Source organism: Actinacidiphila sp. bgisy144 (genome assembly GCF_057708105.1).
This window is the reverse complement of sequence record NZ_JBYIRM010000009.1, coordinates 30,369-43,436: the sequence shown is the minus strand read 5'-3', so window position 1 is coordinate 43,436 and position 13,068 is coordinate 30,369. Positions and strand designations below refer to the sequence as shown.

At 73.7% G+C, this 13,068-nt stretch carries 15 protein-coding genes; 9 read left to right on the top strand and 6 right to left on the bottom strand.

Going from position 1 to position 13,068, the window contains the following annotated elements; genetic code table 11:
* Positions 1-2: 2 nt before the first annotated feature.
* Entirely contained in the window at positions 3-407 is a 405-nt protein-coding gene (locus AC3EVP_RS13110) for a VOC family protein (RefSeq protein WP_435129520.1), read from the bottom strand.
* 319 nt (positions 408-726) lie between these two features.
* Between AC3EVP_RS13110 and AC3EVP_RS13105 the strand changes: the two genes are divergently transcribed.
* The 3 genes from AC3EVP_RS13105 to AC3EVP_RS13095 all read left to right on the top strand — a co-directional run bounded on the left by AC3EVP_RS13105 (position 727) and on the right by AC3EVP_RS13095 (position 3,916).
* Positions 727-2,325, top strand: coding sequence for an ABC-F family ATP-binding cassette domain-containing protein (locus AC3EVP_RS13105; protein WP_335973237.1), 1,599 nt, complete (start codon positions 727-729; stop codon positions 2,323-2,325).
* A gap of 423 nt (positions 2,326-2,748) precedes the next feature.
* Positions 2,749-2,970, top strand: a complete 222-nt coding sequence (locus AC3EVP_RS13100) for a helix-turn-helix domain-containing protein (RefSeq protein ID WP_335973233.1) — start codon at positions 2,749-2,751, stop codon at positions 2,968-2,970.
* Positions 2,971-3,124: 154 nt separating this feature from the next.
* Positions 3,125-3,916 carry an enoyl-CoA hydratase/isomerase family protein gene (locus AC3EVP_RS13095; RefSeq protein ID WP_435129515.1) on the top strand — a complete coding sequence of 264 codons (792 nt, stop codon included), beginning with the start codon at positions 3,125-3,127 and terminating at the stop codon, positions 3,914-3,916.
* A gap of 629 nt (positions 3,917-4,545) precedes the next feature.
* Here AC3EVP_RS13095 and AC3EVP_RS13090 read toward each other — a convergent pair.
* Positions 4,546-5,307: a hypothetical protein gene (locus AC3EVP_RS13090; RefSeq protein ID WP_435129512.1), complete on the bottom strand. Its 762-nt coding sequence runs from the start codon at positions 5,305-5,307 to the stop codon at positions 4,546-4,548.
* 143 nt (positions 5,308-5,450) lie between these two features.
* Between AC3EVP_RS13090 and AC3EVP_RS13085 the strand changes: the two genes are divergently transcribed.
* From AC3EVP_RS13085 to amaP, 5 genes are all read left to right on the top strand, one after another.
* Positions 5,451-5,948, top strand: a complete 498-nt coding sequence (locus tag AC3EVP_RS13085; RefSeq protein WP_335973222.1) for an Asp23/Gls24 family envelope stress response protein — start codon at positions 5,451-5,453, stop codon at positions 5,946-5,948.
* A gap of 63 nt (positions 5,949-6,011) precedes the next feature.
* The gene (locus AC3EVP_RS13080; protein ID WP_335973218.1) at positions 6,012-6,212 is read left to right on the top strand and encodes a hypothetical protein; all 201 of its coding nucleotides are present in this window, start codon (positions 6,012-6,014) and stop codon (positions 6,210-6,212) included.
* 23 nt (positions 6,213-6,235) lie between these two features.
* Positions 6,236-6,583, top strand: coding sequence for an Asp23/Gls24 family envelope stress response protein (locus AC3EVP_RS13075; protein WP_335973215.1), 348 nt, complete (start codon positions 6,236-6,238; stop codon positions 6,581-6,583).
* Positions 6,584-6,696: 113 nt separating this feature from the next.
* Complete coding sequence (locus AC3EVP_RS13070) at positions 6,697-7,326, top strand: DUF6286 domain-containing protein (protein ID WP_435129796.1); 630 nt, start codon at positions 6,697-6,699, stop codon at positions 7,324-7,326.
* Between the two features lie 11 nt (positions 7,327-7,337).
* Positions 7,338-7,934 (top strand): alkaline shock response membrane anchor protein AmaP, encoded by a 597-nt coding sequence (gene amaP / locus AC3EVP_RS13065; RefSeq protein WP_435129508.1) that lies wholly within the window; start codon positions 7,338-7,340, stop codon positions 7,932-7,934.
* 16 nt (positions 7,935-7,950) lie between these two features.
* Here amaP and AC3EVP_RS13060 read toward each other — a convergent pair whose 3' ends face one another.
* The 3 genes from AC3EVP_RS13060 to AC3EVP_RS13050 form a co-directional block, all read right to left on the bottom strand.
* Complete coding sequence (locus AC3EVP_RS13060) at positions 7,951-9,738, bottom strand: glycoside hydrolase family 15 protein (RefSeq protein WP_435129505.1); 1,788 nt, start codon at positions 9,736-9,738, stop codon at positions 7,951-7,953.
* Between the two features lie 154 nt (positions 9,739-9,892).
* A complete protein-coding gene (locus AC3EVP_RS13055; RefSeq protein ID WP_335973202.1) occupies positions 9,893-10,144 on the bottom strand; it encodes a hypothetical protein in 252 nt (83 codons plus the stop codon).
* A 106-nt stretch (positions 10,145-10,250) separates the two neighbouring features.
* Positions 10,251-11,372, bottom strand: a complete 1,122-nt coding sequence (locus tag AC3EVP_RS13050; protein ID WP_435129502.1) for a DEDDh family exonuclease — start codon at positions 11,370-11,372, stop codon at positions 10,251-10,253.
* A 227-nt stretch (positions 11,373-11,599) separates the two neighbouring features.
* Between AC3EVP_RS13050 and moaA the strand changes: the two genes are divergently transcribed.
* The gene (gene moaA, locus AC3EVP_RS13045) at positions 11,600-12,589 is read left to right on the top strand and encodes a GTP 3',8-cyclase MoaA (RefSeq protein ID WP_435129499.1); all 990 of its coding nucleotides are present in this window, start codon (positions 11,600-11,602) and stop codon (positions 12,587-12,589) included.
* Here the strand turns inward: moaA and AC3EVP_RS13040 are convergent.
* On the bottom strand, positions 12,572-12,799 hold the full coding sequence (locus AC3EVP_RS13040) for a hypothetical protein (protein ID WP_335973191.1): 228 nt from the start codon (positions 12,797-12,799) through the stop codon (positions 12,572-12,574). The genes moaA and AC3EVP_RS13040 overlap by 18 nt on opposite strands.
* Positions 12,800-13,068: the final 269 nt, after the last annotated feature.

The following is a 13,068-nucleotide window of genomic DNA, read 5'->3' as shown; positions in this document are numbered from 1 at the left end:
CCCTACGACGACGGGAGTTCGGGCGCGTAGGTGCCGAAGCACCACAGGTTCCCCTCCGCGTCCCGGACCACGTAGTCGCGCGAACCGTAGTCCTTGTCGGTGAGCGGCGCCACGATCTTCGCGCCGGCGGCCGCCGTACGGGCGTAGTGCGCGTCGACGTCGTCGACCGCCACGTAGACCGAGGTGGGCCCCAGGTGTTGGGCGGCCTGCCCGTACGCGCCTTCGTCCGTGGCGGTGCCGAGCATCACGATGCCGTTGCCGTGGGCGAGTTCGGCGTGGGCGACGGTGCCGTCGTCGTTCTCGTACACGGCGACCTCGGTGAAGCCGAACGTGTCCTTCAGCAGCGCGATGGCGCCCTTCGCGTCCTGGTACCGCAGGGCGGGGCAGACGCTGAGCCGGCGGGTCATGGGTGGTCTCCCTTCCCGAGGGCGGCCAGTGCCCGTCACTGGCACATGTCCGAGTATGGGCGATGTGCCCCGCGGGTGCGCGCAGCCGTGGCGGCGGAGCCGGGAAAAGCGGTTGCGGGTCGGTCGTAGAATGCACCTATGGCAGTTCTGCTCCTCGATTAGCCGAGTCGACCAGCCGCGGCGCCGACCCACCGGTCACGGCGCCCGCCCCGACCGCAGTCCGCGGGCCGGCTTCCGACGCCTTCGCGCCGCCGCGCCCCCGGACCTCTCGTCCTCCGCTGCCGCCTGGCGCGGCGCCCATCGCCCTGGAGCTTCACCCGTGATCACTGCCACCGGCATCGAGTTGCGCGCCGGCGCCCGCATCCTCATCGAATCCGCCTCCTTCCGCGTCGCCAAGGGCGACCGGATCGGCCTGGTCGGCCGGAACGGCGCCGGCAAGACCACCCTCACCAAGGTGCTGGCCGGCGAGGGCCAGCCCGCCGCCGGAAGCGTCACCAACTCCGGCGAGGTCGGCTACCTCCCGCAGGACCCGCGCGCCGGCGACCTCGAGACCATCGCCAGCGACCGGGTGCTGTCCGCCCGCGGCCTTGACGTGGTGCTGCGCAAAATGCGCGAGAACGAGGAGCGGATGGCCAACGGCAAGGGCGCCACCCGCGAGAACGCGATGAAGAAATACTCGCGGCTGGAAACGGAATTCCTCACCAAGGGCGGATACGCCGCCGAGGCCGAGGCCGCCACCATCGCCGCCGCGCTCGGCCTGCCCGACCGGGTGCTCGGCCAGCCGCTGCGCACCCTGTCCGGCGGGCAGCGGCGCCGGGTCGAACTGGCCCGCATCCTGTTCTCCGACGCCGACACGCTGCTGCTCGACGAGCCCACCAACCACCTCGACGCCGACTCCATCACCTGGCTGCGGGACTACCTCAAGTCCTACCGCGGCGGATTCATCGTCATCTCCCACGACACCGACCTGATCGAGACGGTCGTCAACAAGGTCTTCTATCTCGACGCCAACCGCTCCCGTATCGACGTCTACAACATGGGCTGGAAGCTCTACCAGCAGCAGCGGGAAGCCGACGAGAAGCGGCGCCACCGCGAGCGCGCGAATGCCGAGAAGAAGGCCGCCGCGCTGAATTCGCAGGCCGACAAGATGCGCGCGAAGGCCACCAAGACCGTTGCCGCGCAGAACATGGCGCGCCGGGCGGAGAAGCTGCTGTCCGGGCTGGAAGAGGTCCGGCAGGCCGACAAGGTCGCGAAACTGCGCTTCCCCGACCCGGCGCCGTGCGGCAAGACCCCCCTGATGGCCGAAGGGCTCTCGAAGTCCTACGGCTCGCTGGAGATCTTCACCGACGTCGACCTGGCCATCGACCGCGGCTCACGCGTGGTCATCCTCGGGCTGAACGGCGCCGGCAAGACCACGCTGCTGCGGCTGCTGGCCGGGGTGGAGCAGCCCGACACCGGCGCCGTCACCCCCGGCCACGGCCTCAAGCTCGGCTACTACGCGCAGGAGCACGAGACCCTCGACCCGGACCGCACCGTGCTGGAGAACATGCGCTCCGCCGCGCCCGACACCGACCTGGTCGAGATCCGCAAGATCCTCGGTTCCTTCCTCTTCTCCGGCGACGACGTCGACAAACCCGCCCGGGTGCTGTCCGGCGGTGAGAAGACCCGGCTGGCGCTGGCCGCGCTCGTCGTCTCCAGCGCCAACGTGCTGCTGCTCGACGAGCCCACCAACAACCTCGACCCGGCCAGCCGCGAGGAGATCCTCGGCGCGCTGCACACCTTCACCGGCGCGGTCGTGCTGGTCACCCACGACGAGGGCGCGGTCCACGCGCTCGAACCCGAGCGGATCATCATGCTGCCCGACGGGGTCGAGGACCTGTGGAGCCAGGCGTACGCCGACCTGGTCGCGCTGGCCTGAGCCCGGGGCCCTGCGGCGCCGCTCCGACGCGGTGCCGCAGGGCGGGGGAGCGGGGCCCCTACTGCGCCGTTGGGCCGGATGATCATGCTGAATCGATCATTCGGCCCATCGTTGATCCTTCATCTGTATGAGTCGGCCTCGTACCGCCGCCCTGCCCCGGCCAGCCGCCCGCCCGGCCCGCCGATCAGTGCCATGACGTCGGTGAACTCCTTACCCACCGGGCTGACCTGCCGGTATTCCCCGGGGGAAGATCTCGGCACGGGAATTACGGCCGGGAAATTGCCCGCACACCGGGTTCTGCGGGGGCTATCGGCACATTCGGTCGCCGAATGTACGGCGATCGACCTTGTCGAATGGGTGGCCAGGAACCGGGTTAGGGGTGATCATGAGAGTCCATAGCGCACTTCCCTGGAGGAGGCACGGGTGGCCGAGACTCTGAAGAAGGGCAGCCGGGTGACCGGCGCCGCGCGCGAGAAGCTCGCGGCAGACCTGAAGAAGAAGTACGACTCCGGTGCGAGCATTCGTGCCCTCGCCGAGGAGACCGGGCGTTCCTACGGGTTCGTCCACCGGATGCTCAGCGAGTCGGGCGTGGTCCTGCGCGGCCGCGGCGGTGCGACACGCGGCAAGAAGGCCGACGCGGCCTGATCACCGCGGGGAATTCCCGCGGGCGGGGGCGGAGCGGGCGCCGGACGGCGTTCACGGTCCGCCCCGGGGTGTGTACGGGCACCCGTACGACCGGCGCGCCGAGCGAGTGGTTACTCTTCGGTAATCATGTTCGCGGTCCGCTCGGAGGTGCCCGATGCCCGATGCCCACGTCCTGCTCGAACGCGACGGAGTCCGGCTCACCCTGGACGGTGCCGTCGCACACATCACCCTCTGCAACCCGGCCAAGCGCAACGTCCAGTCACCCGCCCTGTGGCGGGCCCTGGCCGAGGCGGGGCGGCTGCTGCCGGGGAGCGTACGGGTCGCGGTCCTGCGCGGCGAGGGCGTGTCCTTCTCCGCCGGGCTCGACCGGCGTGCGTTCACCCCTGAGGGCTTCGAGGGCGAACCGTCCTTCCTCGACCTCGCGCGCGGCACCGAGCAGCAGCTCGACGCGGCCATCGAGGGGTACCAGGAGGCGTTCACCTGGTGGCGGCGCACCGACCTCATCACGGTCGCCGCTGTCCAGGGGCACGCGATCGGGGCCGGCTTCCAGCTCGCCCTCGCCTGCGACCTGCGGGTCTGTGCGGACGACGTCCAGTTCGCCATGCGGGAGACCTCGCTCGGGCTCGTGCCCGACCTCACCGGCACCAAGCCGCTGGTCGAACTCGTCGGTTACGGCCGCGCCCTCGAGATCTGCGTGACCGGACGCTTCGTCCACGCGGACGAGGCCCTCCGCAGCGGCCTCGCCAACGTCGTCGTGCCCGCCCCTGAACTCGACGACACCGTCTCCGACCTCGTCGCCGCAGTACTCTCGGCGCCCCGCGACGCCGTCATCGAGACGAAGGGGTTGCTGCGCTCCGCGCTGGTCGAGGACGAGGGTGCCCAGCGCGCCGCCGAGCGTGCGGCCCAAGGCCGCAGGCTTCGTGACCTCATGAACGTCTCCGACTGAATGGACGTCTCCGACTGACCGGACCCCCCGGGTGCCCCCGTCCCGCCCGTGCCGGGACCTTGCGGCCGGTGGTGGGCTTGTCGCGCCGTTCCCCGCGCCCCTGGAAATGCTTCTGGTCTTCCGTGGCGGGGCTCCGCACCATCTGCCCTGTCCGGCGGTTCCCGGACCTGGCGGCCGGGAAGTGGCTGGTCGCGCAGTTCCCCGCGCCCCTGGGAAAGCTTCTGCTCCTCCCGGAGCCAGCCGATGTGGTGCTGCCGACAGCCGACCTCCCCCTGCACCAAGTCAGCTCACTCCGGCACGACCAGGTAGCTACCCAGGGGCGCGGGGAACTGCGCGACAAGCCATCCACTCACCGCAAGGTCCGGGAACTGTCGGACAGGGGACCCCCGGGCGGGCCCGCACCACGGGGTACCCGAAGCGTTTCCAGGGGCGCGGGGAACTGCGCGACCAGCCCACCACCGACTGCAAGGTCCGGGAGCCGTCGGAGAGGGGCACCCCCGGGCGGGGCCGCACCACGGGGTACCCGGGCGTGCTCAGGGGCGCGGGGAACGGCGCGACAAGCCACCCACCTGCCGCAAGGTCCCGGACGGGCGGGACGGGGGCACCCGGGGGGGTGCGGGCCGACCCCGCTACGCGAGGTCGGTGATGAGGACCGCGGTGGAGACGGGGCCGGGGGCGCCCGGGGTGGCGGCTTGGGTGGCGGCGGTTGAGGCGGCGCGGGCGACGGTGAGGGGTCGGTAGGAGGGGGCGGCGGAGAGTTGGAGCCGTACGTAGCGGGCGGAGCCCTGGGCCCCGTCGGAGTCGTGGACGTGGACACCGGCGTGTCCGGCGAGCCGCCGGGTCACCCGGGCGACGCCCGGTACGGAGAGGACCGCGGCCTGGACGGCGGCGGCGGTGCCGGGGCGGGCGGGGGCGTCGGACGCGGATGCGGGTCCGTAGTCGTCGGCGAGTTCGGGCCGCGCGGGGGGCGCGGGGGCACCGGCCAGGGCGGTGGCGTCGTCGACCAGCCCGGTGACCGCGAGGTCGACCACCCGGACGGGCAGCCCCAGCCCGCTGTCGCCCGCGGCAGCGAACAGCGCGGTGCGCAGCCGCTCCGCCAGGACCGGCAGCGGCTCGCCGAGCGCCGCCTCGAACCGCGCCTCGATCCGCAGCGGCCGGTGCGGCACCGCGCCCACCGGGGCGGCCGGGGACACCTCGGGGCCGACCGGGCCGTCCGGCACCGGCAGGATGTTCACCCGGCCGAGCCGTACCCCGGGCAGCGCCGCGCAGACGGCCCGGAGTGCCGCCACGGCCGTCCGCTCGGTGATCCAAGCGCCGTCCTCGGGCGCGCCGAGCGGCAACAACCGCCCCAGCGCGACCTGTTCCCGTACCGTTCGGCTCAGCCGGTCCATGACCTCCACCCCTCGCTTCGACGGGCCGGCCACCCGATCGGGGGAAGGCCGGTGGCAACCCACTCGCCGCATCCCCCACGCGTGCGGGGGCATGCGCACTTAGTGTGGTGCACGGAGCAGCCGAGACGGAGGGACGACTCGCGATGAGCGACAGCGCACAGCATGGCAGCCCGGAGCCGAACAGCACGTCCTCGGCCGAGGGAAGGACGCTGGACAAGGGCGCGTCGGGCGGCCGCAAGGCGCTCGGTGACCCGGCCACCCGCGGCCGTACGACGATCGCCGACGGCGTGGTCGAGAAGATCGCCGGGCTCGCCGCCCGCGACGTGGTGGGCGTGCACGCGATGGGCACCGGCCTGTCCCGCACGTTCGGCGCCGTACGCGACCGCGTGCCCGGCGGCGGCCGGTCGGTGGCCCGCGGGGTCAAGGCCGAGGTCGGCGAGGTGCAGACGGCGCTCGACCTGGACATCGTCGTGGAGTACGGCGTGTCGATCGTCGAGGTCGCCCGCGCCGTGCGGGAGAACGTGATCACGGCGGTGGAGCGGATGACCGGCCTCGAGGTCGTCGAGGTCAATGTCGCGGTCGGCGACGTGAAGCTGCCCGACGAGGACGATGACGACGAGCGCGAGCAGCGGGTCCAGTAGCGGGCCGGCTCCGGAACGGACGCAGGCGGAGGCGGTCATGGCTGAGCGGACGGAGAGCGCGGAATGAGTATGGCGGTGATCGGCCTGGCGGTGGGAATGGCGCTCGGGTTCGCCGGATGGTTCGGCGGGTTCGGGGCCTTCCTGCTGGTGGCGGCGCTCGGCGTGGTCGGGTTCGTGGCAGGCAAGTTCCTGGACGGCGACCTCGAACCGGGCGAGTTCTTCCGGACACGTGACCGTGACCGCGACCGCGACCGGCGGCGCTGATGGCGGGAGCCCAACCCGCCAGGATGCCGCCCGCGGAGCGCGGGGCGCTGCGGATCGCGGACCGGGTGGTCGCGAAGATCGCCGCGCAGGCCGCCGGTGAGGCGCTGAGCGACGCGCCGGGTGCCGAGTTGGTGCCCGGCGACGCGCGCCCGCATGCCACGGTGTCGGTGCGCAAGGACACCGCCCGGCTGCGGCTGGCCCTCGAACTCGGCTACCCCACCGACATCGGCGCCGTCTGCGGGAGCGTACGGCGCCATGTCACCGGCCGGGTCGAGGAACTGACCGGGATGGCGGTACCGGAGGTGGCGGTCGAGGTCGAGCGCCTGCACTCGGCCGCCGCCCGCCGCAAGGACGACGGGAGGGTGCAGTGAGCGACGACGGCCCGGACCCGAGGCGTCCGGCGGACGCCGGCGGCGGCAGCGGCGCCGACCCGGGCGCCGGGTACGGCGAGCGCGCGGACGGCCGCCCCGAACCCACCGTCAGGCTGCCCACCCTCGACCCGGACGAGGCGGGCCCGGGCTCCGGCGCGCTCCAGTACGCCCCGGCCGCCGGTGAGCCCGGCGCGGTGCGCGTCAAGCGCTTCTGGTCCGGGCGCCGCGTCCCCGCGGCCCTGACCGCGGCCGTCTGCACCGCGTTGACCGGCCTGTTCCTCTACGACGTCGCCGCGGTGCGCACCGACCGCAAGGCGATGGCCTGGCGCAAGACGCTGGCGGACGAACTGGCCACCCGCCACCTGGACAACGTCTGGATCATCGTCGGCGCCGCGGTGGCCGCGGCGCTCGGGCTGTGGCTGCTGCTGCTCGCGGCGACCCCCGGCGAGCGCAAGGTGCTGCCGATGGCCCGCCGCGGCCCGCAGGGCGTACGGGCCGGGCTGGACCGGCACGCGGCCGAACTGGTGCTGCGTGACCGGGCGATGGAGGTCGCCGGGGTGCGCTGGTCGCGGGTGAAGGTGGGCCGCCGCAAGGTCACCGCCCGCGCCACCTCGCACTTCCGCGAACTGGACGACGTACGGCGCGACCTGGCCGGCGCGCTGGACACGGCGGTCGCGCAGCTCGGGCTGGCCAGGGAGCTCGCGATGCGCGTACACGTCCGGCGGGCCGACAAGAAGGCGTGAGGAGAGGGCGCATGCGCACCACACTCAACCGGGTCATGCTCGGGCTGCTCGGCCTGCTGCTGCTGGTGGTGGGGCTGTCGGTCCTGGTCGGCGGCCTGGACCTGGAGCGGCACTGGAACTTCACGATGCCGCACTGGTGGCCGTGGAGCGGCCCGAAGGACGTGCTGCTGAGCGACCACGACCGGACCCGCTACCGCTCCGACGGCTGGTGGTGGCCGGTGGTGATCGCGGTGCTGGCGGTGCTGCTGCTGATCGGTCTGTGGTGGCTGTTCGCCCAGGCGCGCAGCCGCCGGGTCCGGCAGATCCGGGTGGACAGCGGCGACGGTCAGGGCGCGCAGCTGCGCGGCCGGGCGGTGGAGGACGTGCTGCGCGCGGAGTCGGAGGCGTACGACGGGGTGGCGTGGTCCGGGGCGCGGCTGGTGGGCCGGCGCGGGCGGCCCTCGGCGCGGCTGGTGCTGGGCCTGGAGCCGGACGCCAACCCGCGGGAGGTCGTGGCGGGCCTGGACACCTCGGTGCTGACCCGGGCCCGCGGCTCGGCCGGGCTGGACGAGCTGCCCGCCGAGGCGCGGCTGCGCGCGGTGCGCCACCGGGCCCGGCGGGTCAGCTGACGGCGCCCGCCCGCGGTCAGGCGGTGTCGCCGGCCCGGCCGGTGAGCGTCAGCGCGCTGTTGACCAGGCCGATGTGGCTGAATGCCTGGGGGAAGTTGCCCAGTTGGCGGCCCGCGACCGGGTCCCACTCCTCGGCGAGCAGCCCGACGTCGTTGCGCAGCGACAGCAGCTTCTCGAACAGCTCCTTCGCCTCGTCCGGCCGCCCGGTGGTGTGCAGGGCGTCCACCATCCAGAACGAGCAGGCCAGGAAGGCGCCTTCGGTGCCGGGCAGGCCGTCCACTCCGGCCGCCTCCGGGCTGTAGCGGCGGACGAAGCCGCCGAGGTCGAGTTCGGCGCGGACCGCCTCCACGGTGCCGGCCACCCGCGGGTCGTCCGGCGGCAGGAACCCGACCTGCGGGATCAGCAGCGTGGCGGCGTCCAGTTCGCGGGAGCCGTAGGACTGGGTGAAGGTGTTGCGGTCCGCGTCATAGCCCTTCGCGCACACCTCGGCGTGCACCTGGTCGCGCATCGCGCGCCACTTGTCGACGTCGCCGCGCAGCTTGGGGCGGGACTCCATGGTGCGCACCGCGCGGTCGGCCGCGACCCAGGCCATCACCTTGGAGTGCACGAAGTGCCGGCGCGGGCCGCGGACCTCCCACAGGCCCTCGTCGGGTTCGCGCCACTTGGACTCCAGGAAGTCCATCAGGGAGCGCTGGAGGTTCCAGGCGTGCGACTCGGTGGCAAGGCCCTGCTCGCCGGCGAGGAAGAGGGAGTCCATCACCTCGCCGTAGACGTCGAGTTGGAGCTGTCCGGCGGCGGCGTTGCCGATCCGGACCGGGGCCGAGCCCTGGTAGCCGGCCAGCCACGGCACTTCGTACTCCGGCAGCCGGCGCTCGCCCGCGATGCCGTACATGATCTGGAGGTCGGCCGGGTCGCCGGCGACCGCGCGCAGCAGCCAGTCGCGCCAGGCGCGGGCCTCGTCGAGGTAGCCGCCGGCGATGAGGGCGTTGAGGGTCAGGGCCGCGTCGCGCAGCCAGCAGTAGCGGTAGTCCCAGTTGCGGACGCCGCCGATCTCCTCGGGCAGCGAGGTGGTCGCCGCGGCCGCTATGCCGCCGCTGGGCGCGTAGGTCAGCGCCTTGAGGGTGATCAGGGAGCGCAGGACCGCGTCGCGCCAGGGGCCCTCGTAGCGGCACTGCGCGGACCAGGACTCCCAGTCCTTCAGGCAGGTGTCGAGGGCCGCGAACGGGTCGACCTTGCGCAGATGCCGGGCGTGCGAGACGTTCCAGGTCAGCACGAAGCCGACGCGTTCGCCCGCGCTGACGGTGAAGTCGGCGTGGGTGCGCATGTCCTTGCCGTACATCGGCACGTTCGGGGTGCTGCGCAGCCACGCGGAGTCGGGCCCGGCGGTGGCCACGTGGTGGCCGTCGACGCGGCGCATCCAGGGCACCACGTTGCCGTAGTCGAAGCGCAGCACCAGCTCGGTGTGCATGGCGACCTCGCCGGATATGCCCTCCACGACGCGGATCACGTCCGGCGCCTTGTCGCGCTGCGGCATGAAGTCGGTGACCCGCACGGTGCCGCTGGGCGTCTCCCACACGGTGTCGAGCACCAGGGTGTCGCCGCGGTAGGAGCGGCTGGCACAGTGCCCGGAGTTGACCGGGGCGATCCGCCAGCGGCCGTTGTCGCGGTCGCCGAGCAGGGCGGCGAAGCAGGCACCGGAGTCGAAGCGGGGCAGGCACAGCCAGTCGATCGAGCCGTCCCGGCCGACGAGCGCGGCGGTCTGGAGGTCGCCGATGATCGCGTAGTCCTCGATGGGTGCTGCCACGTGTCCGCCTCGCCGCCTTCTTGGGGCCGTCGCCGGCCGCCCCCGTGCTGTCCGCCGTGCAATCCCCTGACCGTACAACTCGGCGGCGGGGGTGGGGAGCGCGGGTCCGGGAAGGTGCGGGCGCGGTGGGGCGGGCGGTCGGGCGGCGCGGCGGTCAGGCGGGGGAGGGCGTGCCGACCCGGTCGACGATGCCGACCGCGCCCTCCGCGTTGGCGCAGTGCGCGCAGCAGTAGAACCGGCCGTCGACCTCCACCCCGTGGCCGACGATCTGCACGCGGCAGTGCTCGCAGATCGGTGCCAGCCGGTGGATCGCGCACTCGAAGCTGTCGAAGACGTGCACCGCGCCCTGGGCGTGCACCTCGAAGCTCAACGCGTAGTCGTTTCCGCAAACCTCGCAACGGGCCATGCCGTTCAGGGTGCGGACCGGCCGCCGGGTGGGCAACGCTCCGCGCGGCGCGGCGGCGGGTCGGGCCGCCCCTTTCACCCGTACGGCGGTGTACGGCACCCAGGCGTCAACCGTGTACACCGTCGGCGGGCCGGACGGCCTTGAGCAGTTCGGCGAAGCGCGCCTCGTCGATGATCGGGGTGCCGACCTGCCGGGCGCGGACCGCCTTGGTGGTAGGGGAGTCGGGGTCATTGGTGACCAGCAGGCTGGTCAGGCGGCTCACGGACGACGCGACGTGCAGCCCCGCGTCGGTGGCCCGGTCCTCCAGCAGCTCGCGGTCGATGCCGGTGTCGCCGGAGAACGCCACCCGCATGCCCTGGACCAGCGGCCCGTCCGGCGCCAGCCGCCCGGGGTTCGGATACGGGCAGGCCGGCCGCTTGCGGGCCGGGCGCCAGCCGGAGTTGCCGTACCCCGAGCCGTACAGGCGGCCGGCGCGCGGCGCCGCGGTCCGCTCCTCCTGGCCGGGGCGCGCCGGTGCGCCCGCGGCGTCCTTCCACTCCGTCAGCGGGCGGCAGGCGTGCAGCGGCAGCGGCAGGTCCGCGGCGGCCGCCAGGTGCAGGCTCGGCCGGAACGTCTCGGCGAGCACCCGGGCGTCGTCGAGCGCGTGGTGCGCCCGGCGCTGCTCGACCCCGTAGTGCGCGGCGAGCGTCTCCAGCTTGTGGTTGGCCAGCGGCAGGCCCAGCTCCTTGGCCAGCACGATGGTGCACAGCCGGTGCTCGACCGGTGCGGTGGTCTGCGCGCGGGCGAACTCCCGTGCCAGCATGGACCAGTCGAAGACCGCGTTGTGCGCCACCAGGACCCGCCCGGCCAGCTGCTCCGCGAGGGCGTCGGCGATCTCCGCGAAGAGCGGCGCCTTCGCCAGGGCCGCCGCGGTCAGACCGTGAATCCAGACCGGGCCGGGGTCGCGCTGCGGGTTCACCGGCGAGTACCAGTGGTCCTGCACCGTGCCGTAGGCGTCCAGCCGGTAGACGGCCGCGGACACGATCCGGTCGTTCCGGCTGAGCCCGGTGGTCTCCACGTCGACCACGGCGTAGCCCGCGGGGTAGCCGGCGGGCCACGACGCCGGTGCGGGCAGCCAGGGCGGCGGGGCCGGGGCGGGGATCGCCGCGCGGACCGCCGCCGGGGCGGTGGTCGGCGTCGGGGTCGGCCCGCCGGGAGCGGTAGGCGGCTCGGTCCGGTTGTCCAGCATGGTCATTGAGGATAAGGGCCGTCGCCGACAGCGTTTCCCACCCCATGGCCGGACCGCGGGTGATGACGGTGCCGCGCGGGCCCCCGAGCCGCCGTTCCACCAGTCTGTCGCGGCAGGCGCGGGCCGGGAGGACCTAGGGTGGGAGGTGAGCAGCGGGCCGGTGCCGTACGCGCCGGCCGCGAGCACCGGCGGACCGCCGCGCCGGTGCGGGAACGGAAGGAGGGGCCGTGCTCGTCGACACCTACGGTCGGGTCGCCACGGACCTCCGGGTCTCACTCACCGACCGCTGCAACCTGCGCTGCACCTACTGCATGCCCGAGGAGGGCCTGCGCTGGCTGGCCCGCCCCGACCTGCTCACCGACGACGAGGTGGTCCGGCTGGTCCGGGTCGCCGTCACCGAACTCGGCGTCACCGACGTGCGGTTCACCGGCGGCGAGCCGCTGCTGCGCCCGGGCCTGGCCGGCATCGTGGCCCGCTGCGCCGCACTGGAGCCGCGCCCCCGGCTGTCGCTGACCACCAACGGGATCGGGCTGGGCCGCACCGCCGGCGCGCTGCGCGCCGCGGGCCTGGACCGGGTCAACGTGTCGCTGGACACCCTGCGCCCCGACACCTTCCGCACCCTGACCCGCCGGGACCGGCACCGCGACGTGCTCGACGGGCTGGCCGCCGCCCGCGCCGCCGGGCTCACCCCGGTCAAGGTCAACGCCGTCCTGATGCGCGGGGTCAATGACGACGAGGCGCCCGACCTGCTCGCATGGGCCCTGGCCGAGGGCTACGAACTGCGGTTCATCGAGCAGATGCCGCTGGACGCGCAGCACGGCTGGCAGCGCTCCGGCATGGTCACCGCCGAGGAGATCCTGACCGCGCTGCGCACCCGCTTCGCGCTCACCGCCGAGGGCGAGCCGGCCCGCGGCCACGCGCCGGCCGAACGCTGGCTGGTGGACGGCGGCCCGGCCCGGGTCGGGGTGATCGCCTCGGTGACGCGGCCGTTCTGCCGTGCCTGCGACCGTACCCGGCTGACCGCCGACGGCCAGGTGCGCACCTGCCTGTTCGCCCGCGAGGAGTCCGACCTGCGCGGGGCGCTGCGCTCGGGCGCCGGGGACGCCGAGATCGCCGAGCGGTGGCGGACGGCGACGTGGGGCAAGAAGGCGGGCTCGGGCCTGGACGACCCGGCGTTCCTCCAGCCGGACCGGCCGATGTCAGCCATCGGCGGCTGACCGGGCCTCCCACTCCGTCAGCGCCACCACGTCCTTGAGGAAGCCCCGCACCCCGAGGAACTGGGACAGGTGCTCGCGGTGCTCCTCGCACGCCAGCCAGGTCTTGCGCCGCTCCGGGGTGTGCAGTTTCGGGTTGTTCCAGGCCAGCACCCACACGGCGGCCGCCCGGCAGCCCTTCGCCGAGCAGGTCGGCGGCATCTCGTCGCTCATGGCACCCAGTAAACAGGGCGGCCGCGGAGCACCGGACCCGGCCGCCTCGGACGCGGCGGTTTCGAACACGGCGGCCGCGCACATGGCGACGCCGGGCAGCCACGGGGGGAGCCGCCCGGCGTCGGTCCATCGCTCCGACGGGGGATACGGAGCGCGTACCGCAGTATGGCACGCGCTCCGCCGCTCGTGGAGGGGGAACAGGACGATTGATCTGAGCTTTTCTTGAGCTTTCCCGGCCCACCGCCATTGGTCTGGACCAGTCGCTGTTC

What these genes read in the sequence shown, in the direction of transcription:
- AC3EVP_RS13080 (WP_335973218.1), top strand. Translation starts at nt 6,012, where the DNA reads ATGAGTATGGCGGTGATCGGCCTGGCGGTGGGAATGGCGCTCGGGTTC.
- AC3EVP_RS13095 (WP_435129515.1), top strand. Translation starts at nt 3,125, where the DNA reads ATGCCCGATGCCCACGTCCTGCTCGAACGCGACGGAGTCCGGCTCACC.
- AC3EVP_RS13050 (WP_435129502.1), bottom strand. Translation starts at nt 11,372, where the DNA reads ATGCTGGACAACCGGACCGAGCCGCCTACCGCTCCCGGCGGGCCGACC.
- AC3EVP_RS13090 (WP_435129512.1), bottom strand. Translation starts at nt 5,307, where the DNA reads ATGGACCGGCTGAGCCGAACGGTACGGGAACAGGTCGCGCTGGGGCGG.
- AC3EVP_RS13055 (WP_335973202.1), bottom strand. Translation starts at nt 10,144, where the DNA reads ATGGCCCGTTGCGAGGTTTGCGGAAACGACTACGCGTTGAGCTTCGAG.
- AC3EVP_RS13085 (WP_335973222.1), top strand. Translation starts at nt 5,451, where the DNA reads ATGAGCGACAGCGCACAGCATGGCAGCCCGGAGCCGAACAGCACGTCC.
- AC3EVP_RS13040 (WP_335973191.1), bottom strand. Translation starts at nt 12,799, where the DNA reads ATGAGCGACGAGATGCCGCCGACCTGCTCGGCGAAGGGCTGCCGGGCG.
- AC3EVP_RS13075 (WP_335973215.1), top strand. Translation starts at nt 6,236, where the DNA reads ATGCCGCCCGCGGAGCGCGGGGCGCTGCGGATCGCGGACCGGGTGGTC.
- amaP (WP_435129508.1), top strand. Translation starts at nt 7,338, where the DNA reads ATGCGCACCACACTCAACCGGGTCATGCTCGGGCTGCTCGGCCTGCTG.
- AC3EVP_RS13110 (WP_435129520.1), bottom strand. Translation starts at nt 407, where the DNA reads ATGACCCGCCGGCTCAGCGTCTGCCCCGCCCTGCGGTACCAGGACGCG.